This window comes from Pseudomonas sp. Irchel s3f7 (genome assembly GCF_900187615.1).
GTDB lineage: Bacteria > Pseudomonadota > Gammaproteobacteria > Pseudomonadales > Pseudomonadaceae > Aquipseudomonas.
Map to the genome: position 1 here is coordinate 150,093 of NZ_FYDO01000014.1, position 21,594 is coordinate 171,686.

Here is a 21,594-nt window from a genome sequence, read left to right on the forward strand (position 1 = left end):
GCGATCTTTGCTTTTCAATAGAAAAAGATCAAAAAATCGCAGCCTGCGGCAGCTCCTACAGGGGGCGAGAATTAACGCAGACCGCGTTGAGTCTCGTCCAGCTCACGGATGTACTTGAAGATTTTACGGCTGGAAGCAGGAGGCTTGTTTTGCGCAACCTCGTGCTGTGCCTGCCGGATCAGGGAACGCAATTGCTGGCGGTCCGCGTCCGGGTAGTCGACGACGAACTTTTCCAGCACGGCATCGTCGCCGGCGATCAGGCGATCGCGCCAACGTTCCAGGTTATGGAAGCGTTCGTTGTACTGGCGAGTGGAGGCATCGAGTTGATCGAGCAAAACCAGAATGGCGTCAGTGTCCTGATCGCGCATCAGTTTGCCGATGAACTGAAGGTGCCGTTTACGCGCGATGTTCGCGGTGTGCTTGGGCGCATCGGCCAGGGCCCGGCGCATAGCGTCGGTCAACGGCAGTTTTGCCAGCAAGTCAGGCTTGAGTGTTGTAAGGCGCTCGCCGAGGTCAACCAGAGCATGCAGCTCGCGTTTGACCTGGGATTTGCTTTTTTCTCCCGTATCGAGGGAGTCGTCGTAAGAATCAACCATGGTGGCCGTCCGCAAAGAAACGCCGCCATGATAACCAGTCGGGGGCCGCTTGTCCGGCCCGGTCGCTCGATGACCGTTACCGAAAGCAGAATTTGAGTGGAGAACAGCATGAGTGCAGTTGAAAGCGTCGGCCCGCAAGCGTTGCCGGCACTGCAGGAGCAAGTCGAGCAGATCATCGCTGAAGCCAAGCGCCAGGGCGCCAGCGCCTGTGAAGTGGCGGTCTCCCTGGAGCAGGGCCTGTCGACCACGGTGCGTCAGCGTGAAGTCGAAACCGTTGAATTCAACCGTGACCAAGGGTTTGGCATCACGTTGTACGTCGGCCAGCGCAAAGGCTCGGCCAGCACCTCGGCCAGTGGACCGGACGCCATTCGTGAAACGGTGGCGGCTGCATTGGCCATCGCCAAGCACACCTCGGAAGACGAAGCCTCGGGCCTGGCGGATGCCGCGCTGATGGCGCGTGATCTTCAGGATTTCGATCTGTTCCACCAATGGGACATCACCCCGGAGCAAGCCATCGAACAGGCCCTGACCTGCGAAGCCGCGGCGTTTGCCGCCGACAGCCGGATCAAGAACGCCGACGGCACGACGCTCAGCACCCATCAGGGCTGCCGCGTGTACGGTAACAGCCATGGCTTTGTCGGCGGTTATGCATCGACCCGCCACAGCCTGAGCTGCGTGATGATTGCCGAGGCCGATGGCCAGATGCAGCGCGATTACTGGTACGACGTGAACCGTCAGGGCAATTTGCTGGCCGACCCGGTGAGCATCGGCCAGCGTGCCGCGCAACGAGCGGCCAGCCGACTGGGTGCGCGTCCGGTGCCGACGTGCGAAGTGCCGGTGTTGTTTTCCGCAGAATTGGCGGGCGGCTTGTTCGGCAGTTTCCTGTCGGCGATCTCCGGCGGCAGTCTTTACCGTAAATCCTCGTTCCTTGAAGGCACGCTGGGGCAGAAACTGTTTCCGGAATGGCTGACCATCGACGAGCGTCCGCACCTGATGCGTGCCATGGGCAGCGCGGCGTTCGATGGCGACGGCCTGGCGACCTACGCCAAACCGTTCGTCGAAAAAGGTGAGTTGGTGTCCTACATCCTTGGCACTTATTCCGGTCGCAAGCTGGGTATGCCGAGTACAGCGAACGCCGGTGGCGTGCATAACCTGTTTGTCACCCATGGCGATGAAGACCAGGCGGCGTTGCTGCGGCGCATGGGCCGTGGCTTGCTGGTGACTGAATTGATGGGGCAGGGCCTCAACATGGTGACCGGCGATTACTCCCGTGGTGCCGCGGGATACTGGGTCGAGAACGGCGAAATCCAGTTCGCGGTCCAGGAAGTGACCATTGCCGGCAACATGCGCGATATGTTCAAACAGATCGTTGCGGTGGGGAATGACCTGGAACTGCGCAGCAACATTCGCACCGGTTCGGTGCTGATCGAGCGGATGACGGTGGCGGGCAGCTAAACCTCGGCCGCTGCACAAAAAGGCGCGCCACCTATTGGGTGGCGCGCCTTTTTATTGGGTTTACGCCAATCCCTGTAGGAGCCCGGCTTGCCGGCGATGGCGATGTCACAGCCGCCATCGCCGGCAAGCCGGGCTCCTACAGAAGGCGATGAGTAGTCCGGCACGCTTGTTTTGGTTCTCATTATCATCTAATTATAAATCTCATTACCGAATGAGCCCCCGGATCATGAGTTCTGCCTTGCACGAGCAGCCGTACCTCGAAAGCTGGCGCTGGATGAGTCGCCAGATCCGTTGCGCGATGAACCCCGACGAGCCTCGCCTGATCGATCACTACCTGGCTGAAGGCCGGTATCTGGCGTGTTGCACGGCCACCTCACCCTGGACCGTCGCCGAAACTTCCTTCCGTTTGTTGCTCGACACTGCCGCCGATGTCGCGCTGCCGTGGCACTGGCGCACCTACTGTCTCGACCAGGCCTGGCGGCCCTTGCGTGAACTCGAACGCCTCTCTCTGTGCACATGCAGCCTCAAGCGCTGGCAGCTCTACACGTGGCAACTGGCTACCTGCGAGTTGCAGCCTTCAATTCCCCTAACTGAACTGGTGCAAGGATTTTCAGATGACCAAGACACGTATTGAGCGCGACAGCATGGGTGAGCTTCAGGTCCCGGAAGACGCCCTCTACGGCGCACAGACGCAACGTGCAGTGGATAACTTCCCGATCAGCGGCCAACCCATGCCGGTGCAGTTCATCCGCGCGCTGATCCTGGCCAAAGCTGCCGCAGCGCGCGCCAACATCGAGCTCAAGCAGATCAGCGAAACCCAGGGCAATGCCATCGTCGAGGCGGCCCAAGGTCTGCTCGAAGGCGATTTCATGCAGCACTTCCCTGTGGATATCTTCCAGACAGGGTCCGGCACCAGCTCCAACATGAACGCCAACGAAGTGATCGCCACGCTGGCCAGCCGCTTGCTTGGCGAAGGGGTCAACCCGAACGATCACGTCAACTGCGGGCAGAGCAGCAACGACATCATTCCGACCACCATTCATGTCAGCGCGGCGTTGGGATTGCATGAGCTATTGCTGCCGGCGCTGACGCACCTGGTACAGGTCATCGAGCGCAAGGCCGAACAGGTGCATCACCACGTCAAAACCGGACGCACCCACTTGATGGACGCCATGCCGGTGCGCATGAGCCAGGTGCTCAATGGCTGGGCGCAACAGCTAAAGGCCAATATCGGTCATCTGCAAGATCTGCAACCGGCGCTGCAATCTCTGGCACAGGGCGGCACGGCGGTGGGTACCGGCGTCAATGCACACCCTGAATTCGCAGCACGTTTCAGCCTGCAATTGAGCCAGTTGACTCACGTTCAATTCCAGCCGGGAAAGGACCTGTTCGCGCTGATCGGTTCCCAGGACACCGCGGTCGCTGTCTCCGGTCAACTCAAGGCCACCGCCGTGTCGTTGATGAAAATCGCCAACGACCTGCGCTGGATGAACTCCGGTCCGCTGGCCGGTCTCGGCGAAATCGAACTGCAAGCCTTGCAACCGGGCTCTTCGATCATGCCCGGCAAGGTCAATCCGGTGATCCCTGAAGCCACCGCAATGGTTGCCGCCCAGGTGATCGGCAATGACACGGTAATCACCATTGCCGGTCAGTCCGGCAATTTCGAGCTGAACGTGATGTTGCCGATCATCGCCCAGAATCTGCTGAGCAGCATCGAATTACTGGCCACTTCCAGTCGTTTGTTAGGCGACAAGGCCATAGCCAGCTTCAAGGTCAACGAAGACCGAATCAAAGAGGCACTGTCGCGCAACCCGATTCTGGTGACGGCGCTCAATCCGATCATTGGTTACCAGAAAGCTGCCGAAATCGCCAAGCAAGCCTATCAGCAAGGTCGACCGGTCATCGACGTCGCGCTGGAGCACACCGACCTGTCGCGCAGCCAACTGGAAGAACTGCTCAACCCGGAAAAACTCACCGCTGGCGGCGTGTAAACCCCCGCTACCGCTTTGGAGGCACACCATGGAGCACTGGAAACGCACGATCGAGAGAGCCAATCGCTTTTTCATGCTGGGTGAACTGGTCGATGCCCGCGAGATGTACCTGCAGGCATTGGCCCTGGCCCAGGTGTTGTTCGAGCGCTGGGCGGATGCTGAAGAGGCGGTAGCAGCTTGCGTGATTTCCCATCACAACCTCGCGGACCTGCATCTGCGCCTCAACCAGCCGGAGGAAAGCGCCGAATACCTCTGCGCCATCCACCAGCGGCTGCTGCAGACCCTGCAGGATCCGCGTTTGTCACCGGCCTTGCGCGAAGCCGCGTTGCGCCAGAGCAGCAAGACTTATGTCGAGCTGCTGAATTTCATCAGCGATCACGGCGAGTACCCACGCACACATCGGTTGCTGCACATCGATGCTGCGAAGCCTGCGCCTCATCACCATGGAGTCCATTGAAATGGCTTTTACCCTGCCTGTCTTGCCGTACGCGTATGACGCCCTGGAACCGCACATCGATGCGCAGACCATGGAAATTCATTACACCAAGCATCACCAGACCTACATCAACAACCTCAACGCCGCCGTTGAAGGCACCGAGTTCGCCGAATGGCCGGTGGAAAAGCTGGTGGCTGCGGTGCAGCAATTGCCCGAGAAGCTCCGCGCTGCAGTGATCAACCAGGGCGGCGGTCATGCCAATCATTCGCTATTCTGGGAAGTCATGGCACCTCACGGCGGCGGAAAACCTGAAGGTGTACTGGCCAATGCCATCGAAGAGCAACTGGGCGGCCTGGACAGTTTCAAAGATGCTTTCACCAAAGCGGCATTGACTCGCTTCGGAAGCGGTTGGGCGTGGCTGAGCGTGACCCCGCAAAAGACGCTGGTGGTGGAAAGCAGTGGCAACCAGGACAGCCCCTTGATGAACGGCAACACGCCGATTCTTGGCCTGGATGTCTGGGAACATGCCTATTACTTGCAGTACCAGAACCGCCGCCCGGAATACATCAGTGCGTTTTACAACGTGATCAACTGGCCGGAAGTTGCTGCTCGCTATCAGGCCGCACTGGTTTAAGTCTTTTATAAAACTATCCAAGGCTGACTATGGGCACTGAAACATTGGCGACCGGCAGTGGACGGATGTTTCGTTACGCGTTTGGATCGTTGTTACTGCTGGCCGGCATGAGTTTGCTGGTTGCGCACGGGCTGGAATGGCTCGATCTGGAGCCGAAGCTGTCGCGGGCGTTGCAGGGCGGTGCGATCTGCGCCCTCGGCACAGCGCTTGGGGCGGTGCCGGTACTGGTGATCCGGCGCATGCCCCTGGCACTCAGCGATTCATTGCTGGGCTTCGGTGCCGGGGTCATGCTGGCGGCGACAGCGTTCTCGCTGATCGTGCCTGGCATTGCGGCGGCGGAAAAGCTAGGCATGAGTCCGTTTGCAGCCAGCGGCCTGATCAGTCTTGGCATCATGCTCGGCGCATTCGGCCTGTTTCTGGTGGATCGCAAAGTGTCAGGGGCATCGCCGGAAATGCTCAATGGTAGCGTCGAACATCCGATCATTCCGCCAAGGATCTGGTTGTTCGTGTTCGCGATCATTGCCCATAACATTCCCGAAGGCATGGCGGTGGGCGTTTCGGCCGGAGGTGGTATGCCGGATGCCGACAGTCTGGCGATGGGCATTGCCTTGCAGGATGTGCCGGAAGGGTTGGTGATTGCCTTGGTTCTGGCCGGTGCCGGCATGTCGCGGTTCAAGGCATTCCTGATCGGCGCTGCTTCAGGTCTGGTCGAGCCAGTTTTCGCACTGTTGTGCGCATGGCTGGTGAGTCTGGCCGAGTTGCTGCTGCCTTTGGGGTTGGCGCTGGCAGCGGGGGCGATGCTTTTGGTGGTCACTCACGAAATCATTCCCGAATCGCGCAGGCACGGCCACGACAAGCTGGCCAGCCTTGGATTGTTGATCGGGTTTTGTTTGATGATGGTGATGGATACGGCGTTGGCTTGATTTGCTGTGTGGCGAGGGAGCTTGCTCCCGTTCGGCTGCGAAGTAGTCGTGAAATCAGCACGCGCGGAGTATCTGGTGCATTGCGATGACAGGCGTTGGGGCCGCTTCGCGTCCCGGCGGGAGCAAGCTCCCTCGCCACAAAGTCACCGGGAAAGAATTCGGTAGCGGTTATTCGCCTTCGTCGAAGAAGTTGTTGATCAATGCCACCAGCGCGTCCAGCGCTTCCTGTTCCTGCTCGCCTTCCGTGCTCAAATGAATGGTGGTGCCCTTGCCAGCGGCGAGCATCATCATGGCCATGATACTTTTGCCGTCGACCATCGATTGGGGGGTGCGTCCGGCTCTGATCTGGCAAGGGAACTGGCCAGCAATACCGACGAATTTTGCAGAAGCGCGGGCATGCAAACCCAGCTTGTTGATGATTTCGATTTCCAGAGCAGGCATCGCGATGTGAATCCTTTAGCTGAGGTCGCGGTGGCGGACCTGGACGTTCTTCAGGGTTTGTTGCAGGGCTTTGCCCAAGCGTTCGGTCAGGTAGACGGAACGGTGATGTCCGCCAGTGCAACCAATGGCAATGGTCACGTAGGCGCGGTTACTGGCGGCAAAACGAGGGAGCCACTTTAGCAGGTATGTGGAAATGTCCTGGAACATCTCTTCGACATCTGGCTGTGCCGCCAGATAATCGGCAACCGGCTGATCGAGGCCGGATTGTTCTCTCAGTTCCGGCTTCCAGTAGGGATTGGGCAGGCAACGTACGTCGAACACCAGGTCAGCGTCTACCGGCATACCGCGCTTGAACCCGAACGACTCCACCAGAAATGCCGTGCCGGGTTCCGGCTGGTTCAAAAGGCGCAATTTGATCGAGTCGCGCAGTTGATACAAATTCAGGCTGGTGGTGTTTATCTTGAGGTCGGCGAGGTCGGCGATGGGGCCGAGCAAGACGCTTTCAACGTTGATTGCTTCGGCGAGCGAACGATTGGCGTTGCTCAGCGGGTGACGTCGACGGGTTTCGGAAAAGCGCTTGAGCAACGTTTCTTCATCGGCGTCCAGGTACAAAATATCGCACTGGATATGCCGGCCGCGGACTTCTTCGAGGAGATCGGGAAAACGTGAGAGATGACTGGGCAGGTTGCGTGCGTCAATGGACACGGCAACCAGCGGTTGAGACAGCTCAGTATGAACAAGTGCGCGCTCGGCAAGCTCCGGCAACAACCCGGCAGGGAGGTTGTCGATGCAATAGTATCCGTTGTCCTCGAGAACGGCGAGGGCGGTACTTTTACCTGAGCCGGAGCGACCGCTGACGATGATCAAACGCATGATTAATGACCGTTTTGCTCGTCCAGGACGACCTGGTACAAGGCTTCATTACTCGGGGCGCTGCGCAGTTTTTCGCGCACTTCCTTGCGGTCGAGCATGCTGGCGATCTGTCGTAACAGTTCCAGGTGAGCATCGGTGGCGGCTTCCGGGACCAACAGCACGAAGAGCAGGTCAACCGGGGCGCCATCAATAGCGTCGAAATCAATAGGTGCGTCCAGGTGCATCAAGGCACTGATGGGCGACACGCAACCTTTGAGGCGGCAGTGAGGAATGGCGATGCCGTTGCCAAAACCGGTAGAACCGAGTTTTTCACGGGCAATCAATGCCTCGAAGACATCTTGCATCTCCAGATCCGGCACTTCGCGATGGATGAGGTTGGCAATTTGTTCGAGGGCTTTCTTTTTACTGCCGCCCGGCACGTTCACCAAAGAACGGCCGGGGGTCAGGATGTTTTCAAGTCGGATCATGGGTTGGGAGTGTTAACGACCGGTTGCGCCCTGAAGGAGGCTCTGGGTCTTTTCCTTATGCTTTTTGAGTTGGCGATCCAGCTTGTCGGTGAGTGAGTCGATCGCCGCATACATGTCGTCATGCTCAGCGTTTGCGACCACTTCACTGCCGGGAATATGCAGGGTGGCTTCGATTTTCTGCTTCAGCTTCTCGACCGTCATCGTGACTTGCACGTTGGTGATCTTGTCGAAATGTCGCTCCAATCGTTCGAGTTTTTCGCCGATGTAGGTGCGAAGAGGTTCGGTCACTTCCAGTTGGTGTCCACTGATGTTGACTTGCATACAGCTTCTCCTTCGTTGCCAGTGCATAAAGCGGTAGATCAGATGATCTACCACTGGAACGCTGTGGCGTGGCTCTACATCAACCGCTTACGTTCGCTCGAAGGCGCGATCCCGAGGGATTCGCGGTACTTGGCGACGGTGCGGCGAGCCACCTGAATGCCTTGTGCCTCCAGTAAACCAGCGATCTTGCTGTCACTCAACGGCTTTTTCTGATTTTCCGCGGCAACCAGTTTTTTGATGATCGCGCGGATCGCCGTAGACGAGCATTCGCCGCCTTCGGAGGTACTGACGTGGCTGGAGAAAAAGTATTTCAGCTCATAGATACCCCGTGGGGTATGCATGAATTTCTGGGTGGTTACCCGTGAAATCGTCGACTCGTGCATGCCCACCGCTTCGGCAATGTCATGCAGGACCAATGGCTTCATGGCTTCGTCGCCGTACTCCAGAAAGCCGCGCTGGTGTTCGACGATCTGGGTAGCGACTTTCATCAGGGTTTCGTTGCGGCTCTGCAGGCTCTTGATGAACCAGCGGGCCTCCTGCAACTGATTGCGCATGAAGGTGTTGTCGGCGCTGGTGTCGGCGCGGCGTACGAAGCCTGCGTACTGGGCATTGACCCGAAGCCGAGGTACCGACTCCTGATTGAGTTCGACCAGCCAGCGCTCGTTGTCCTTGCGTACGATGACGTCAGGCACGACGTACTCGGCTTCGGTGGACTCGATTTGTGAACCGGGGCGCGGATTAAGGCTCTGGACCAGTTCGATCACCTGGCGCAGTTCGTCTTCCTTGAGCTTCATGCGACGCATGAGCTGGCTGTAATCTCGGCCGCCAAGCAAATCGATGTAGTCGGTGACCAGCCGTTTGGCTTCGGCCAGCCAAGGTGTTTTGGCAGGCAGCTGACGCAATTGCAGCAGCAGGCATTCGCCCAGGTTGCGGGCGCCGATGCCGGCCGGTTCGAATTGCTGGATGCGGTGCAGGACCGCTTCGATTTCGTCCAGCTCAATGTCCAGTTCCGGATCGAACGCTTCGAGGATTTCCTCAAGGGTTTCGTCCAGATAGCCCTGATTATTGATGCAATCGATCAGGGTGACGGCGATCAGGCGATCGGTGTCAGACATCGGCGCCAGGTTCAATTGCCACAGCAAATGGCTTTGCAGGCTTTCGCCGGCCGATGTGCGGGTAGTGAAATCCCACTCATCATCATCGTTGCTGGGCAGGCTGCTGGCGCTGGTCTGGTAAACGTCTTCCCAGGCGGTATCGACAGGGAGTTCGTTGGGGATGCGTTCGTTCCAGTCACCTTCCTCGAGGTTATCGACGGTCGGTGCGCTCTCCTGGTAGGAGGGTTCCTGGATATCGGTGTTGGGCTTTTGTTCGGTGTTGTCGGCCAAGGGGTCGGCGTTGTCGAAGTCGTCGCCTTCTTCCTGGCGTTCGAGCATCGGATTGGACTCCAGGGCCTCCTGGATTTCCTGTTGCAGGTCCAGGGTCGACAATTGGAGCAGGCGGATGGCCTGTTGCAGCTGAGGTGTCATCGTCAGCTGCTGGCCCATTCTCAAGACTAGCGATGGTTTCATGGCAGGGGCTTAACACCTTATTCGCCGGCGCACATGCGCCATCCACTACAGGGCGCCGAGGCGCCAAACTTAAGCAAGTTATATGCCTGAATCAGAGGCCTTTGCCTAGACCGCTGTAACAATAAAAACGAAAACCTTTGTCGATATGTCGGTCGGCGCCCGTGCGCAAACCAGCGAGCGCAGTCATTACAGGCGGAATTCGTGCCCCAGGTAAACTTCCTTGACCAGATCGTTGGCCAGGATCGTTTCTGCGTCACCTTCGGCAATCAGCTGGCCATCATTGACGATATAGGCCGTTTCGCAGATGTCCAGGGTTTCACGGACGTTGTGGTCGGTGATCAGTACGCCAATGCCTTTGGCCTTGAGGTGATAGATGATCTGTTTGATATCGCCCACCGAGATCGGGTCCACGCCGGCGAAGGGTTCATCGAGGAGAATGAATTTCGGATTGGTGGCCAGTGCGCGGGCGATTTCCACGCGGCGACGTTCACCGCCGGACAGGCTCATGCCCAGGTTGTCGCGAATGTGGCTGATGTGGAATTCCTGAAGCAGGCTTTCCAGTTCCTTGCGACGACCTGCCTTGTCGAGTTCCTTGCGGGTCTCGAGGATCGCCATGATGTTGTCGGCCACCGAGAGCTTGCGGAAAATCGACGCTTCTTGCGGCAGATAACCGATGCCGGCCTTCGCACGACCGTGCATCGGCTGGTGGCTGACGTCCAGGTCGTCGATCAGAACGCGACCCTGGTCGGCCTGCACCAGGCCGACGATCATGTAGAAGCAGGTGGTCTTGCCGGCGCCGTTCGGGCCGAGCAGGCCGACGATCTGGCCGCTGTCGATGGACAGGCTGACGTCACGCACGACCTGGCGACTCTTGTAGGCCTTGGCCAGGTGCTGAGCTTTCAGAGTTGCCATTACTGGGCCTTCTGCTCGTCAGTTTTCTTTTTCGGCTGAATCACCATGTCGATGCGTGGGCGCGACTCGGTGACTTTGCTGCCGGTGGCGCGACCGGCGCTGGCCAGCTTCTTGTTTGTGTCGTAGACGATTTTTTCGCCTTGGGTGATGTTGCCATCCTTGTCGATGACTTTGGCGCGGTCGATCAGCACGACGCGGTCTTGCGAGGCGTGGTACTGGATGGTCACGCCATAACCCTGAACAGGTTTCGTATCGCCAGCGGTTTGCAGTTGCTCGAAGTAGGCGAGGTTGCCCACGGAGGTCACTACATCGATATCGCCGGCCGGGGTGCGGGTCATGGTCACTTTGTTGCCGGTGACCTTCATCGAGCCCTGGGTGATGATCACATCGCCCGTATAGGTAGCAATACCGTTCTTGTCGTCCAGTTGGGCGTCGTCGGCCTGAATGCGAATAGGCTGTTGCTGATCGTCCGGCAGAGCCCAGGCGCTCACGCTTCCCAGTGCTGCGCCCAGACTGAGCAAAATAGGGAGTGTTTTAACGAGCCTCATACTGTCCTCTTACGTTCGATAGCAGGTGTATCCTGCTTTCTTTCAAATACGCCTTCATTCCCTTGCCAGTCGAGACACCGCCAGCGCCGTCGATTCTAACGTCTTGCTCGGTCTGCGCATATTGCTGCTGCGGGAACACGGTCATGCGAGTGGTGGTGATCAGGGTTCTGCGGTTTTTTTCGTCGAAGCGTGTGATGCGTACCGAGTCGATCAGTTCGACCTCGGTGCCATCGGGATTGACCTCGCCTTTCTCGCTCTGGACGTGCCACGGGAATTCGGTACCGCGGAACATGTTCAGGTCGGGATTGGTCAGCAAGGTAACTTCGGTCGCTTTCAGGTGTTCGACCTTGTCGGAGGTCATTTCGTACTGCAATTTACCATCCGGCAGGAACTGTACGCTGTGGGCGTTGATGGCGTAATAGTCGATCTCGCTTTCATTGGCACGCACAACCGGCTTGTCGAGGAAGCGTTCCGGGCTGATGTTCCAGTAGCCGACCGCGGCGAATATCGCCGCGATGCAACCGAACAACAAAATACTGCGAATCTTTTTGCTCAACATATAGGGCTCACAGGTATGCAGCGTTGGCTGCATCGAGGCGATCCTGGGCACGCAGGATCAATTCGCAGAATTCGCGAGCGGCGCCTTCGCCACCGCGGGCAGCGGTGACGCCGTGAGCGTGTTCGCGCACGAAGCTGGCGGCGTTGGCCACTGCCATGCCCAGACCAACGCGACGGATCACCGGCAGGTCTGGCAGGTCATCGCCCAGGTAGGCGACCTGTTCATAGCTTAAGCCTAGTTGCTCCAGAAGACCGTCGAGAACGACCAGTTTGTCTTCGCGACCCTGAAACAGGTGCGGGATACCGAGGTTCTTCGCTCGACGCTCGACCACCGGGGTCTTTCGGCCGCTGATGATAGCGGTCTGTACACCAGCTGCCATCAGCATCTTGATGCCTTGGCCGTCCAGAGTGTTGAACGTCTTGAATTCGCTGCCGTCTTCGAGAAAGTACAGGCGCCCATCGGTGAGAACGCCGTCGACGTCGAAAACCGCCAGCTTGATCTGTTTGCCGCGTTGCAGCAGGTCCGTGTTCATTACATTACTCCCGCGCGCAGCAAGTCGTGCATGTTCAACGCGCCGACAGGGCGGTCTTCACTATCGACCACGACCAGCGCGCTGATCTTGTGATCTTCCATGATTTTCAGCGCTTCGGCGGCAAGCATTTCGGCTCGGGCAGTCTTGCCGTGAGCCGTCATGACCTGATCGATCGTAGTGCTGTGGATATCGATGCTGCGGTCCAGCGTGCGACGCAAGTCACCGTCGGTGAAAATCCCTGCCAGTTTGCCATCGGCCTCCAGGACTACCGTCATGCCCAGCCCCTTGCGGGTCATTTCCATCAGGGCGTCCTTGAGCAGGGTGCCGCGCTGAACTTGCGGCAGCTCCTGCCCGGCGTGCATGACATTTTCCACTTTCAGCAACAGGCGTCGGCCCAGGGCGCCGCCGGGATGGGAAAAAGCGAAGTCTTCGGCGGTAAAGCCGCGGGCCTCCAGTAACGCAACGGCCAAGGCGTCGCCCATAACCAGTGCGGCGGTGGTCGAGGAGGTCGGTGCCAGGTTCAGCGGGCAGGCTTCGTGCTCGACATGCACGTTCAGGTTGACCTCGGCAGCCTTGGCCAGCGGCGAGGCGGGGTTGCCGGTCATGCTGATCAACTGAATGCCCAAACGCTTGATCAGTGGCAGCAAAGTCACGATTTCGTTGGTGGAGCCGGAGTTCGAGAGTGCCAGGATGACGTCGTCACGGGTGATCATGCCCATGTCGCCGTGACTGGCTTCGGCCGGGTGCACAAAAAAGGCCGTGGTGCCGGTGCTGGCCAGGGTGGCGGCGATCTTGTTGCCGATGTGCCCTGACTTGCCCATGCCGACCACGACCACGCGGCCTTTGCTGGCCAGAATCATCTCGCAAGCGCGTACGAAATCTGCGTCGATGTGGGGCAGCAGGCCTTGTACGGCTTCTACCTCGAGGCGGATGGTGCGTTGTGCCGATTGAATCAGGTCGCTGGATTGGCTCATGTCTGAAATCGTATAGCCCGATGAAAAGGCGGCGATTATAGCGTTTATGTTCGAAACCCTCACGCAAGTTCGTTACGCATTGTCATTCCTTGTTACTTAATCCCTCTGAAAGAAGCGTCTTGCCGGGCGTCGCGCTGAAGATGACCCGGCAATGGCCTTGGGCGCGCAGCGGTTGCAGTGATATAGTTCGCCGCCAGTTCGGCCTGCCCGGAAGGTATGTGCTTTCGTCAGAAAGTCAGGCGTCCGAGTGAGAGGCTGCATCGCAAGGAGTTTAGATGAGTGCCGATAACGCCTACGCGGTCGAGCTGAAGGGACTGACCTTCAAGCGCGGTGCGCGCAGCATTTTCAATAACGTCGATATCCGTATCCCGCGCGGTAAGGTCACCGGCATCATGGGGCCTTCCGGGTGTGGCAAGACCACGCTGTTGCGTTTGATGGGCGCGCAATTGCGCCCTACCAAGGGCGAAGTCTGGGTCAACGGGCAGAACCTGCCGAAGCTGTCGCGCAGCGATCTGTTCGATGCCCGCAAGCATATGGGTGTGCTGTTTCAGAGTGGCGCACTGTTCACCGATCTCGATGTGTTCGAGAACGTGGCTTTTCCGCTGCGCGTTCACACCGGGCTGCCGGAAGAAATGATCCGCGACATCGTCCTGCTTAAATTGCAGGCGGTAGGCTTGCGCGGCGCCATCGACCTGATGCCCGACGAATTGTCCGGCGGTATGAAGCGTCGTGTCGCGCTGGCACGGGCGATTGCGCTTGATCCGCAGATTCTCATGTACGACGAACCCTTTGTCGGCCAGGACCCGATCGCCATGGGCGTACTGGTGCGCCTGATCCGCCTGCTCAACGATGCGCTGGGTATCACCAGTATCGTGGTTTCCCACGACCTGGCCGAGACCGCGAGCATTGCGGACTATATCTATGTCGTGGGTGACGGCCAGGTGCTGGGGCAGGGCACGCCTGACGAGTTGATGAATTCGGATGACCCCCGCATTCGTCAGTTCATGACTGGCGACCCCGATGGCCCGGTTCCGTACCACTTTCCAGCGACGGATTACCGCGCAGATCTTCTGGGGAAGCGCTGATGCGCAAAATTTCATTAATAGAGCGCGTACGCCGGTTCGGCCAGGCGGGTATCGACGTGCTGGCGGTGTTCGGACGCTCGGCGCTGTTTCTGTTCCACGCTTTGCTGGGCCGTGGCGGTATCGGTGGCGGTTTCGGGCTGCTGGTCAAGCAACTGCATTCGGTAGGCGTGATGTCCCTGGTGATCATCGTGGTCTCCGGGGTGTTCATCGGTATGGTGCTGGCGCTGCAAGGGTTCAACATCCTGTCGAGCTATGGCTCCGAGCAGGCCGTCGGGCAAATGGTCGCGCTGACGCTGTTGCGTGAACTGGGGCCTGTGGTGACTGCCTTGCTGTTCGCCGGACGTGCCGGTTCGGCGCTGACGGCCGAAATCGGCAACATGAAGTCCACCGAGCAGTTATCCAGCCTGGAAATGATTGGCGTCGACCCGCTCAAGTACATCATTGCCCCGCGCCTGTGGGCCGGCTTCATTTCCCTGCCGGTGCTGGCCATGATTTTCAGCGTCGTGGGCATCTGGGGTGGTTCGTGGGTGGCTGTCGACTGGCTGGGTGTCTACGAAGGCTCCTACTGGTCGAACATGCAGAACAGCGTGACCTTCGCCGACGATGTGCTCAACGGGATCATCAAAAGCATTGTCTTCGCCTTTGTCGTGACGTGGATCGCCGTATTCCAAGGCTATGACTGTGACCCTACTTCCGAGGGGATCAGCCGAGCCACTACCAAGACCGTTGTGTATGCCTCGTTGGCAGTGCTCGGCCTGGACTTTATTCTGACTGCCTTGATGTTTGGAGATTTCTGATGCAAAACCGCACCCTGGAAATCGGTGTCGGCCTTTTCTTGCTGGCTGGCATCCTGGCTTTGCTGCTGTTGGCGTTGCGGGTCAGTGGACTGTCCCCGAGCCCGAGCACCGACACCTATAAACTTTATGCATACTTTGACAATATCGCCGGTTTGACGGTCAGAGCCAAAGTGACCATGGCCGGTGTGACCATCGGCAAGGTCACCGCGATCGATCTGGATCGCGACAGCTTTACCGGTCGTGTGACCCTGGAAGTGGAAAAGCGTGTCGATAACCTGCCGGCTGATTCCACGGCATCTATCCTGACCGCCGGTCTGTTGGGCGAGAAGTACATCGGTATCAGCGTGGGCGGCGAAGATTCCCTGCTCAAGGACGGTGGAACCATCCACGACACCCAGTCGTCGCTGGTGCTTGAAGACCTGATCGGTAAATTCCTGCTCAATACCGTTAGCAAAGACGCCAAATGAGGAACTGTTAAATGATCTCTACCTTGCGACGTGGCCTGTTGGTACTGCTCGCGGCGCTGCCATTGGTAGCCAATGCCGTGGCGGCACCTTCAGCGCACGAACTGGTACAGGACACTACTACCCGTTTGCTCGCCGACCTGGCGGCCAACAAAGAGAAGTACAAGCAGGATCCGCAGGATTTCTATGCGGCGCTGAATAGCATTGTCGGGCCTGTCGTGGATGCCGAAGGCATTTCCAAGAGCATCATGACGGTCAAGTACTCGCGCAAAGCTACACCGGAGCAAATGAAGACCTTTGAAGAAAACTTCAAAAAAGGTCTGTTCCAGTTCTATGGCAATGCCTTGCTGGAATACAACAACCAGGGCATCGTCGTTGATCCTGCCAAGGACGAGTCGGGCGACCGCACCAGCGTTGGCATGACGGTCAAGGGCAGCAACGGCGCGATCTATCCGGTTTCCTATACGCTGGAAAAGATCAATGGCGAGTGGAAGCTGCGTAACGTCATCATCAACGGCATCAACATTGGCAAGCTGTTCCGTGATCAGTTCGCCGATGCGATGCAGCGCAATGGCAACGACCTGGACAAGACCATCAATGGTTGGGCCGGTGAAGTCGCCAAGGCCAAGGAATCCACCGAGAAGCAAACCCAATGAGTGAATCGGCCGTCCTGATGGACGACGCTGGCGAGCTGCGGCTCAGCGGCGTGCTGGATTACCGCAGCGGCCCCGGCCTGCGCGAGCAGGGGCGGGCGCTGATCAAGGCCAGCACTGCCGCGGCGCTGGTGGTTGATTGTTCGGCTGTGACGAAGTCCAGCAGCGTCGGCCTGTCATTGTTGCTGTGCTTCATGCGTGATGCCCAGGCGGCCGGCAAGGCCCTGAGCATTCGTGCGATGCCAGAAGACATGCGTGAAATCGCCCAGGTCAGTGAGCTGACCGAGCTGTTGACGCATCCCTAACCCGCATCGATAAAAAAGCCCCCCGTCAGAGTCCTGCTCCGCGGGGTTCGCAGGCGCGGGGCTTTTTTGTATGATGTCCGACCCGCGCGCACAGGGCGCCGATTGAGGTTGAGCATGCAGGCCGTAGAAGTGAAGAGCTTCCTTGAAGGAAAGCTGCCCGGAACGTTGGTAGAAGTCGAGGGCGAAGGCTGCAATTTCCAGCTGAACGTGATTAGCGATGAACTGGCGGCGTTGAGCCCGGTGAAGCGTCAGCAGCAGATCTATGCCCATTTGAACCCATGGATCACCGATGGCAGCATCCATGCGGTCACTATGAAATTTTTCAGCAGCGCGGCCTGGGCCGAGCGCACCTGAGCCCAAGGGCGTCGAGATTCTTATGGATAAATTGATTATTACTGGCGGTGCTCGTCTTGACGGCGAAATCCGCATCTCCGGGGCAAAGAACTCTGCCCTGCCGATCCTGGCGGCCACGCTGCTGTGCGACGGTCCCGTGACCGTTGCCAACCTGCCGCACCTGCACGACATCACCACCATGATCGAACTGTTCGGTCGCATGGGGATCGAGCCGGTGATCGACGAGAAACTGTCCGTCGAAATCGACCCGCGCACCATCAAGACCCTGATCGCGCCGTACGAACTGGTTAAAACCATGCGTGCGTCGATCCTGGTACTGGGTCCGATGGTTGCCCGTTTTGGCGAAGCCGAAGTCGCTCTGCCTGGCGGTTGCGCCATCGGTTCGCGTCCGGTTGACCTGCACATTCGTGGTCTCGAAGCCATGGGCGCGGTCATCGACGTCGAAGGCGGCTACATCAAGGCCAAGGCGCCTGAAGGTGGCCTGCGCGGCGCGCACTTCTTCTTCGATACCGTCAGCGTGACCGGTACCGAAAACATCATGATGGCAGCCGCTCTGGCCAAGGGCCGCAGCGTCCTGGCCAACGCCGCGCGCGAGCCGGAAGTGGTCGACCTGGCGAACTTCCTGAACGCCATGGGCGCCAAGGTTTCCGGCGCTGGCACCGACACCATCACCATCGATGGCGTCGAGCGTCTGCACACCACCACTTACAAGGTGATGCCAGACCGTATCGAAACCGGTACCTACCTGGTTGCCGCTGCCGTGACTGGCGGCCGCGTGAAGGTCAAGGACACTGATCCGACCATTCTCGAAGCCGTTCTGGAAAAACTCCGCGAAGCCGGTGCCGAAATCACCTGTGGCGAAGACTGGATCGAGCTGAACATGCACGGCAAGCGGCCAAAAGCCGTCAACGTGCGGACCGCTCCGTACCCGGCATTCCCGACTGACATGCAGGCGCAGTTCATTTCCCTCAACGCCATTGCCGAAGGCACGGGCGCTGTGATCGAGACGATCTTCGAAAACCGCTTCATGCACGTCTACGAACTGCATCGCATGGGGGCTCACATCCAGGTCGAAGGCAACACCGCGATTGTCACCGGTATCGAAAAACTCAAGGGCGCGCCAGTGATGGCTACCGACCTGCGGGCTTCGGCCAGCCTGGTGATCTCGGCTCTGATCGCCGAAGGCGACACCCTGATCGACCGCATCTACCACATCGACCGTGGCTACGAGTGCATCGAAGAGAAACTGCAGATGCTGGGCGCCAAGATTCGCCGCGTTCCGGGCTAGTTTCTGCTGCACGGGCACAAGGACGTGCCCAATGGATTTGTTGTATGTCGAGCCGGTTTCCGGCTCGATGCGTGTCCGGCGCCGTTTGCGACCGGGCATAAGATTCCTGATTAAGGGCTGACGTTTCCCATGCTGACTATCGCACTGTCCAAGGGCCGCATCCTTGACGATACTTTGCCGCTTCTGGCTGAAGCGGGCATCGTGCCGACCGAGAATCCGGACAAGAGCCGCAAGCTGATCATCCCCACGACCCAGGACGATGTCCGTCTGCTGATCGTGCGCGCTACCGATGTGCCGACTTACGTCGAGCACGGTGCCGCCGACCTCGGTGTTGCGGGTAAAGATGTGCTGATGGAATACGGCGGCCAGGGCCTGTACGAGCCGCTGGACCTGCAAATTGCCCAGTGCAAGCTGATGACCGCCGGTAAGGTCGGCGCCGTCGAGCCCAAGGGCCGTCTGCGTATCGCCACCAAGTTCGTCAACGTTGCCAAGCGCTACTACGCCGAACAGGGCCGTCAGGTCGACATCATCAAGCTGTACGGCTCGATGGAGCTGGCGCCACTGATCGGTCTGGCGGACAAGATCATCGACGTGGTCGACACCGGCAACACGCTGCGGGCCAATGGCCTGGAGCCACAGGACTTTATCGCGGCCATCAGTTCCCGTCTGATCGTCAACAAGGCTTCGATGAAAATGCAGCACGCCCGTATCCAGGCGTTGATCGACACCCTGCGCAAGGCAGTGGAGTCTCGACACCGCGGCTGATTTACCTGCGCGACCTTGAGTCGCGCCCGTCTATCCGCCTCATAGCCAGAATCTCAGGTGCCCAAGCGGAAACGACTGCTAAGTTAGGGCGCCTGAGTTTTTGCCATTCCTATGAGGCTCTCGCTATGACCGCACCGACTGCAATTCGCCGACTCAACGCTGCTGACCCGGATTTCGCACATCATCTGGATCATCTGCTGAGCTGGGAAAGTGTGTCTGACGACTCGGTCAATCAGCGAGTGCTGGACATCATCAAGGCCGTTCGTGAACGTGGCGACGCGGCACTGGTGGACTTCACCCGGCAGTTCGACGGGCTGGACGTGAAATCCATGGCCGACCTGATCCTGCCGCGTGAGCGTCTGGAACTGGCACTGACCCGCATCACCGTGCCTCAGCGCGAAGCGCTGGAAGTCGCCGCCGCCCGCGTGCGCAGCTACCACGAAAAGCAGAAGCAGGATTCCTGGAGCTACACCGAGGCCGACGGCACGGTGCTGGGCCAGAAAGTCACGCCGTTGGACCGTGCAGGTTTGTACGTGCCGGGCGGCAAGGCGTCGTATCCGTCGTCAGTATTGATGAATGCGATTCCGGCCAAGGTCGCCGGCGTGACCGAAGTGGTCATGGTCGTGCCGACCCCGCGTGGTGAAATCAATGAGCTGGTACTGGCCGCCGCTTGCATCGCGGGCGTCGATCGCGTGTTCACCATTGGTGGCGCGCAGGCAGTTGCGGCGTTGGCCTACGGCACTGAAAGCGTACCGAAGGTCGATAAAGTGGTCGGTCCGGGCAACATCTATGTCGCCACCGCCAAGCGTCACGTGTTCGGCCAGGTCGGTATCGACATGATCGCCGGCCCGTCCGAAATCCTCGTGGTGTGCGACGGCCAGACCGATCCGGACTGGATCGCCATGGACCTGTTTTCCCAGGCCGAGCACGACGAAGACGCCCAGGCAATTCTGGTCAGCCCCGACGCCGAATTCCTCGACAAGGTCGCTGCGAGCATCAGCAAACTGATGCCGACCATGGAACGCGCCGCCATCATCGAGACCTCGATCAACGGCCGTGGGGCGCTGATCAAGGTGCGCGACATGGAGCAAGCCATCGAAGTCGCCAACCGCATCGCGCCGGAGCATCTGGAATTGTCGGTGGCCGATCCCCAAGCCTGGCTGCCGCAGATCCGCCACGCCGGTGCAATCTTCATGGGCCGTCACACCTCTGAAGCGCTGGGCGATTACTGCGCAGGCCCGAACCACGTGTTGCCAACCTCCGGCACCGCGCGGTTCTCATCGCCGCTGGGTGTGTATGACTTCCAGAAACGCTCGTCGATCATCTTCTGCTCCGAGCAGGGCGCATCCGTTCTGGGCAAGACCGCTTCCGTGCTGGCCCGTGGCGAGTCGCTGACCGCCCACGCCCGCAGTGCCGAATACCGCATCGTCGACGAACAAAAGGGAAACTGAACATGAGCAAATTCTGGAGCCCGTTCGTCAAGGATCTGGTGCCTTATGTACCGGGCGAACAACCGAAGCTGACGAAACTGGTGAAACTCAATACCAACGAAAACCCGTACGGTCCATCGCCCAAAGCCCTGGCTGCGATGCAGACCGAACTGAACGACAACTTGCGTCTGTATCCGGACCCGAACGGCGATGTGCTCAAGCAAGCCGTCGCCAGGTACTACGGCGTGCAAGGCAATCAGGTGTTCCTCGGCAACGGTTCCGATGAAGTCCTGGCGCACATCTTTCACGGTTTGCTGCAGCACGATCAGCCACTGCTGTTCCCGGACATCAGCTACAGCTTCTATCCGGTCTACTGCGGGTTGTACGGCATCAAATTCGACGCGGTGCCGCTGGACGAACAGTTCCAGATCAACCCGGCGGACTACGCCAAGCCGAACGGCGGGATCATCTTCCCGAATCCGAACGCGCCGACCGGTTGCCTGTTGGCGCTGGAAGCGGTGGAGCAGATCCTCAAGGCCAGCCCGGATTCGGTGGTCGTGGTGGACGAGGCTTACATCGATTTCGGCGGTGAAACGGCAATCACCTTGGTGGACCGTTATCCGAATCTGCTGGTCACCCAGACCCTGTCAAAATCCCGCTCCCTGGCTGGTCTGCGGGTTGGCCTGGCGGTGGGGCATCCGGACCTGATCGAGGCGTTGGAACGGATCAAGAACAGCTTCAACTCCTATCCGCTGGATCGTCTGGCGATTGTCGGTGCCGCTGCGGCGTTCGACGACCGTGAGTACTTCGACAAGACCTGCCAATTGGTCATCGACAGCCGCGAGAACGTCATCGGGCAATTGCAGGCGAAGGGTTTTGAAGTCCTGCCGTCGGCCGCGAACTTCATCTTCGCCCGTCACCCGAAGCACGATGCAGCGGGTCTGGCGGCGAAGTTGCGCGAGCAAGGCGTGATCGTGCGGCACTTCAAGCAGGAGCGGATTGCCCAGTTCCTGCGGATCTCGATTGGTACGCCAGAGCAGAATCAGGCGTTGATCGACGGCCTCAGCGATCTCTAAAGCACTTCTATCCCCTTGTGGGAGATTCTATGTTTGGGGGGAACCCCCAAACATAGAAATAGGCTTGTATTCACTTTGGTTTTTCATCAAGGCAAACAGTACCCGAGCCAGTTTTCTGGCAAGTATCACCAGCGCCTCGGTCCCTTT

27 protein-coding genes and 1 pseudogene are annotated in these 21,594 nt (G+C 58.9%); 16 read left to right on the forward strand and 12 right to left on the reverse strand.

Annotation, left to right across the window (positions count from 1 at the left end):
* Window positions 1-71: 71 nt before the first annotated feature.
* On the reverse strand, window positions 72-596 hold the full coding sequence (gene yjgA / locus CKW19_RS14395; protein ID WP_034148278.1) for a ribosome biogenesis factor YjgA: 525 nt from the start codon (window positions 594-596) through the stop codon (window positions 72-74).
* A 108-nt stretch (window positions 597-704) separates the two neighbouring features.
* On the opposite strand from yjgA, the gene pmbA reads away from it, so the two are divergent.
* The 6 genes from pmbA (at window position 705) to CKW19_RS14425 (ending at window position 6,035) form a co-directional block, all read left to right on the forward strand.
* A complete protein-coding gene (pmbA, locus tag CKW19_RS14400; RefSeq protein ID WP_095058432.1) occupies window positions 705-2,051 on the forward strand; it encodes a metalloprotease PmbA in 1,347 nt (448 codons plus the stop codon).
* A gap of 226 nt (window positions 2,052-2,277) precedes the next feature.
* A complete protein-coding gene (locus tag CKW19_RS14405) occupies window positions 2,278-2,685 on the forward strand; it encodes a FagA protein (RefSeq protein ID WP_095058433.1) in 408 nt (135 codons plus the stop codon).
* On the forward strand, window positions 2,666-4,042 hold the full coding sequence (locus CKW19_RS14410) for an aspartate ammonia-lyase (protein ID WP_095058434.1): 1,377 nt from the start codon (window positions 2,666-2,668) through the stop codon (window positions 4,040-4,042). Before CKW19_RS14405 ends, CKW19_RS14410 begins: the two co-directional genes overlap by 20 nt.
* 28 nt (window positions 4,043-4,070) lie before the next feature.
* Window positions 4,071-4,499 carry a hypothetical protein gene (locus CKW19_RS14415; RefSeq protein WP_095058435.1) on the forward strand — a complete coding sequence of 143 codons (429 nt, stop codon included), beginning with the start codon at window positions 4,071-4,073 and terminating at the stop codon, window positions 4,497-4,499.
* 1 nt (window position 4,500) lies between these two features.
* Window positions 4,501-5,112, forward strand: coding sequence for a superoxide dismutase (locus CKW19_RS14420; protein WP_095058436.1), 612 nt, complete (start codon window positions 4,501-4,503; stop codon window positions 5,110-5,112).
* 29 nt (window positions 5,113-5,141) lie between these two features.
* On the forward strand, window positions 5,142-6,035 hold the full coding sequence (locus CKW19_RS14425; RefSeq protein ID WP_095058437.1) for a ZIP family metal transporter: 894 nt from the start codon (window positions 5,142-5,144) through the stop codon (window positions 6,033-6,035).
* A gap of 168 nt (window positions 6,036-6,203) precedes the next feature.
* On the opposite strand, the gene CKW19_RS14430 is transcribed toward CKW19_RS14425, so the two are convergent.
* The 10 genes from CKW19_RS14430 to CKW19_RS14475 form a co-directional block, all read right to left on the reverse strand.
* Complete coding sequence (locus tag CKW19_RS14430; RefSeq protein WP_095058438.1) at window positions 6,204-6,476, reverse strand: HPr family phosphocarrier protein; 273 nt, start codon at window positions 6,474-6,476, stop codon at window positions 6,204-6,206.
* A gap of 15 nt (window positions 6,477-6,491) precedes the next feature.
* Window positions 6,492-7,349, reverse strand: coding sequence for an RNase adapter RapZ (rapZ, locus tag CKW19_RS14435; RefSeq protein WP_095058439.1), 858 nt, complete (start codon window positions 7,347-7,349; stop codon window positions 6,492-6,494).
* A 2-nt stretch (window positions 7,350-7,351) separates the two neighbouring features.
* Window positions 7,352-7,816 (reverse strand): PTS IIA-like nitrogen regulatory protein PtsN, encoded by a 465-nt coding sequence (ptsN, locus tag CKW19_RS14440; protein ID WP_095058440.1) that lies wholly within the window; start codon window positions 7,814-7,816, stop codon window positions 7,352-7,354.
* 12 nt (window positions 7,817-7,828) lie between these two features.
* A complete protein-coding gene (gene hpf / locus CKW19_RS14445; protein WP_060542979.1) occupies window positions 7,829-8,137 on the reverse strand; it encodes a ribosome hibernation-promoting factor, HPF/YfiA family in 309 nt (102 codons plus the stop codon).
* A 74-nt stretch (window positions 8,138-8,211) separates the two neighbouring features.
* The gene (locus tag CKW19_RS14450) at window positions 8,212-9,705 is read right to left on the reverse strand and encodes an RNA polymerase factor sigma-54 (RefSeq protein WP_095058441.1); all 1,494 of its coding nucleotides are present in this window, start codon (window positions 9,703-9,705) and stop codon (window positions 8,212-8,214) included.
* 186 nt (window positions 9,706-9,891) lie between these two features.
* A complete protein-coding gene (gene lptB, locus CKW19_RS14455; RefSeq protein WP_053154596.1) occupies window positions 9,892-10,617 on the reverse strand; it encodes an LPS export ABC transporter ATP-binding protein in 726 nt (241 codons plus the stop codon).
* Complete coding sequence (gene lptA / locus CKW19_RS14460; RefSeq protein WP_095058442.1) at window positions 10,617-11,165, reverse strand: lipopolysaccharide transport periplasmic protein LptA; 549 nt, start codon at window positions 11,163-11,165, stop codon at window positions 10,617-10,619. The genes lptB and lptA overlap by 1 nt, the downstream gene beginning before the upstream one ends.
* On the reverse strand, window positions 11,152-11,724 hold the full coding sequence (lptC, locus tag CKW19_RS14465) for an LPS export ABC transporter periplasmic protein LptC (protein ID WP_095058456.1): 573 nt from the start codon (window positions 11,722-11,724) through the stop codon (window positions 11,152-11,154). Before lptC ends, lptA begins: the two co-directional genes overlap by 14 nt.
* Before the next feature lie 7 nt (window positions 11,725-11,731).
* Window positions 11,732-12,256, reverse strand: a complete 525-nt coding sequence (locus CKW19_RS14470) for an HAD family hydrolase (protein ID WP_095058443.1) — start codon at window positions 12,254-12,256, stop codon at window positions 11,732-11,734.
* Window positions 12,256-13,230: a KpsF/GutQ family sugar-phosphate isomerase gene (locus CKW19_RS14475; RefSeq protein ID WP_095058444.1), complete on the reverse strand. Its 975-nt coding sequence runs from the start codon at window positions 13,228-13,230 to the stop codon at window positions 12,256-12,258. Before CKW19_RS14475 ends, CKW19_RS14470 begins: the two co-directional genes overlap by 1 nt.
* Window positions 13,231-13,505: 275 nt before the next feature.
* On the opposite strand from CKW19_RS14475, the gene CKW19_RS14480 reads away from it, so the two are divergent.
* The 10 genes from CKW19_RS14480 to hisC all read left to right on the forward strand — a co-directional run bounded on the left by CKW19_RS14480 (window position 13,506) and on the right by hisC (window position 21,447).
* Entirely contained in the window at window positions 13,506-14,315 is an 810-nt protein-coding gene (locus CKW19_RS14480; RefSeq protein WP_095058445.1) for an ATP-binding cassette domain-containing protein, read from the forward strand.
* Window positions 14,315-15,112 carry a lipid asymmetry maintenance ABC transporter permease subunit MlaE gene (gene mlaE, locus CKW19_RS14485; protein WP_095058446.1) on the forward strand — a complete coding sequence of 266 codons (798 nt, stop codon included), beginning with the start codon at window positions 14,315-14,317 and terminating at the stop codon, window positions 15,110-15,112. Before CKW19_RS14480 ends, mlaE begins: the two co-directional genes overlap by 1 nt.
* Window positions 15,112-15,579 (forward strand): outer membrane lipid asymmetry maintenance protein MlaD, encoded by a 468-nt coding sequence (mlaD, locus tag CKW19_RS14490; RefSeq protein ID WP_095058447.1) that lies wholly within the window; start codon window positions 15,112-15,114, stop codon window positions 15,577-15,579. Before mlaE ends, mlaD begins: the two co-directional genes overlap by 1 nt.
* A gap of 11 nt (window positions 15,580-15,590) precedes the next feature.
* Window positions 15,591-16,232, forward strand: coding sequence for a phospholipid-binding protein MlaC (locus CKW19_RS14495; protein ID WP_095058448.1), 642 nt, complete (start codon window positions 15,591-15,593; stop codon window positions 16,230-16,232).
* On the forward strand, window positions 16,229-16,534 hold the full coding sequence (locus CKW19_RS14500; protein WP_095058449.1) for a lipid asymmetry maintenance protein MlaB: 306 nt from the start codon (window positions 16,229-16,231) through the stop codon (window positions 16,532-16,534). Before CKW19_RS14495 ends, CKW19_RS14500 begins: the two co-directional genes overlap by 4 nt.
* 114 nt (window positions 16,535-16,648) lie before the next feature.
* The gene (locus CKW19_RS14505; RefSeq protein WP_007912386.1) at window positions 16,649-16,888 is read left to right on the forward strand and encodes a BolA family protein; all 240 of its coding nucleotides are present in this window, start codon (window positions 16,649-16,651) and stop codon (window positions 16,886-16,888) included.
* 22 nt (window positions 16,889-16,910) lie between these two features.
* A complete protein-coding gene (gene murA, locus CKW19_RS14510; RefSeq protein ID WP_053154618.1) occupies window positions 16,911-18,176 on the forward strand; it encodes a UDP-N-acetylglucosamine 1-carboxyvinyltransferase in 1,266 nt (421 codons plus the stop codon).
* A 129-nt stretch (window positions 18,177-18,305) separates the two neighbouring features.
* Window positions 18,306-18,941 (forward strand): ATP phosphoribosyltransferase, encoded by a 636-nt coding sequence (hisG, locus tag CKW19_RS14515; protein ID WP_007970278.1) that lies wholly within the window; start codon window positions 18,306-18,308, stop codon window positions 18,939-18,941.
* Window positions 18,942-19,066: 125 nt separating this feature from the next.
* Window positions 19,067-20,392, forward strand: coding sequence for a histidinol dehydrogenase (gene hisD / locus CKW19_RS14520; RefSeq protein WP_095058450.1), 1,326 nt, complete (start codon window positions 19,067-19,069; stop codon window positions 20,390-20,392).
* 2 nt (window positions 20,393-20,394) lie between these two features.
* Window positions 20,395-21,447 (forward strand): histidinol-phosphate transaminase, encoded by a 1,053-nt coding sequence (gene hisC, locus CKW19_RS14525; RefSeq protein WP_095058451.1) that lies wholly within the window; start codon window positions 20,395-20,397, stop codon window positions 21,445-21,447.
* Between the two features lie 27 nt (window positions 21,448-21,474).
* Here hisC and CKW19_RS29095 read toward each other — a convergent pair.
* Window positions 21,475-21,594: pseudogene (locus tag CKW19_RS29095) on the reverse strand (IS110 family transposase); the annotation flags it as partial.

Bases quoted from the DNA above. Each gene is read 5' to 3' on its own strand.
- yjgA (WP_034148278.1), bottom strand. From the start codon at position 596: ATGGTTGATTCTTACGACGACTCCCTCGATACGGGAGAAAAAAGCAAA.
- pmbA (WP_095058432.1), top strand. From the start codon at position 705: ATGAGTGCAGTTGAAAGCGTCGGCCCGCAAGCGTTGCCGGCACTGCAG.
- CKW19_RS14405 (WP_095058433.1), top strand. From the start codon at position 2,278: ATGAGTTCTGCCTTGCACGAGCAGCCGTACCTCGAAAGCTGGCGCTGG.
- CKW19_RS14410 (WP_095058434.1), top strand. From the start codon at position 2,666: ATGACCAAGACACGTATTGAGCGCGACAGCATGGGTGAGCTTCAGGTC.
- CKW19_RS14415 (WP_095058435.1), top strand. From the start codon at position 4,071: ATGGAGCACTGGAAACGCACGATCGAGAGAGCCAATCGCTTTTTCATG.
- CKW19_RS14420 (WP_095058436.1), top strand. From the start codon at position 4,501: ATGGCTTTTACCCTGCCTGTCTTGCCGTACGCGTATGACGCCCTGGAA.
- CKW19_RS14425 (WP_095058437.1), top strand. From the start codon at position 5,142: ATGGGCACTGAAACATTGGCGACCGGCAGTGGACGGATGTTTCGTTAC.
- CKW19_RS14430 (WP_095058438.1), bottom strand. From the start codon at position 6,476: ATGCCTGCTCTGGAAATCGAAATCATCAACAAGCTGGGTTTGCATGCC.
- rapZ (WP_095058439.1), bottom strand. From the start codon at position 7,349: ATGCGTTTGATCATCGTCAGCGGTCGCTCCGGCTCAGGTAAAAGTACC.
- ptsN (WP_095058440.1), bottom strand. From the start codon at position 7,816: ATGATCCGACTTGAAAACATCCTGACCCCCGGCCGTTCTTTGGTGAAC.
- hpf (WP_060542979.1), bottom strand. From the start codon at position 8,137: ATGCAAGTCAACATCAGTGGACACCAACTGGAAGTGACCGAACCTCTT.
- CKW19_RS14450 (WP_095058441.1), bottom strand. From the start codon at position 9,705: ATGAAACCATCGCTAGTCTTGAGAATGGGCCAGCAGCTGACGATGACA.
- lptB (WP_053154596.1), bottom strand. From the start codon at position 10,617: ATGGCAACTCTGAAAGCTCAGCACCTGGCCAAGGCCTACAAGAGTCGC.
- lptA (WP_095058442.1), bottom strand. From the start codon at position 11,165: ATGAGGCTCGTTAAAACACTCCCTATTTTGCTCAGTCTGGGCGCAGCA.
- lptC (WP_095058456.1), bottom strand. From the start codon at position 11,724: ATGTTGAGCAAAAAGATTCGCAGTATTTTGTTGTTCGGTTGCATCGCG.
- CKW19_RS14470 (WP_095058443.1), bottom strand. From the start codon at position 12,256: ATGAACACGGACCTGCTGCAACGCGGCAAACAGATCAAGCTGGCGGTT.
- CKW19_RS14475 (WP_095058444.1), bottom strand. From the start codon at position 13,230: ATGAGCCAATCCAGCGACCTGATTCAATCGGCACAACGCACCATCCGC.
- CKW19_RS14480 (WP_095058445.1), top strand. From the start codon at position 13,506: ATGAGTGCCGATAACGCCTACGCGGTCGAGCTGAAGGGACTGACCTTC.
- mlaE (WP_095058446.1), top strand. From the start codon at position 14,315: ATGCGCAAAATTTCATTAATAGAGCGCGTACGCCGGTTCGGCCAGGCG.
- mlaD (WP_095058447.1), top strand. From the start codon at position 15,112: ATGCAAAACCGCACCCTGGAAATCGGTGTCGGCCTTTTCTTGCTGGCT.
- CKW19_RS14495 (WP_095058448.1), top strand. From the start codon at position 15,591: ATGATCTCTACCTTGCGACGTGGCCTGTTGGTACTGCTCGCGGCGCTG.
- CKW19_RS14500 (WP_095058449.1), top strand. From the start codon at position 16,229: ATGAGTGAATCGGCCGTCCTGATGGACGACGCTGGCGAGCTGCGGCTC.
- CKW19_RS14505 (WP_007912386.1), top strand. From the start codon at position 16,649: ATGCAGGCCGTAGAAGTGAAGAGCTTCCTTGAAGGAAAGCTGCCCGGA.
- murA (WP_053154618.1), top strand. From the start codon at position 16,911: ATGGATAAATTGATTATTACTGGCGGTGCTCGTCTTGACGGCGAAATC.
- hisG (WP_007970278.1), top strand. From the start codon at position 18,306: ATGCTGACTATCGCACTGTCCAAGGGCCGCATCCTTGACGATACTTTG.
- hisD (WP_095058450.1), top strand. From the start codon at position 19,067: ATGACCGCACCGACTGCAATTCGCCGACTCAACGCTGCTGACCCGGAT.
- hisC (WP_095058451.1), top strand. From the start codon at position 20,395: ATGAGCAAATTCTGGAGCCCGTTCGTCAAGGATCTGGTGCCTTATGTA.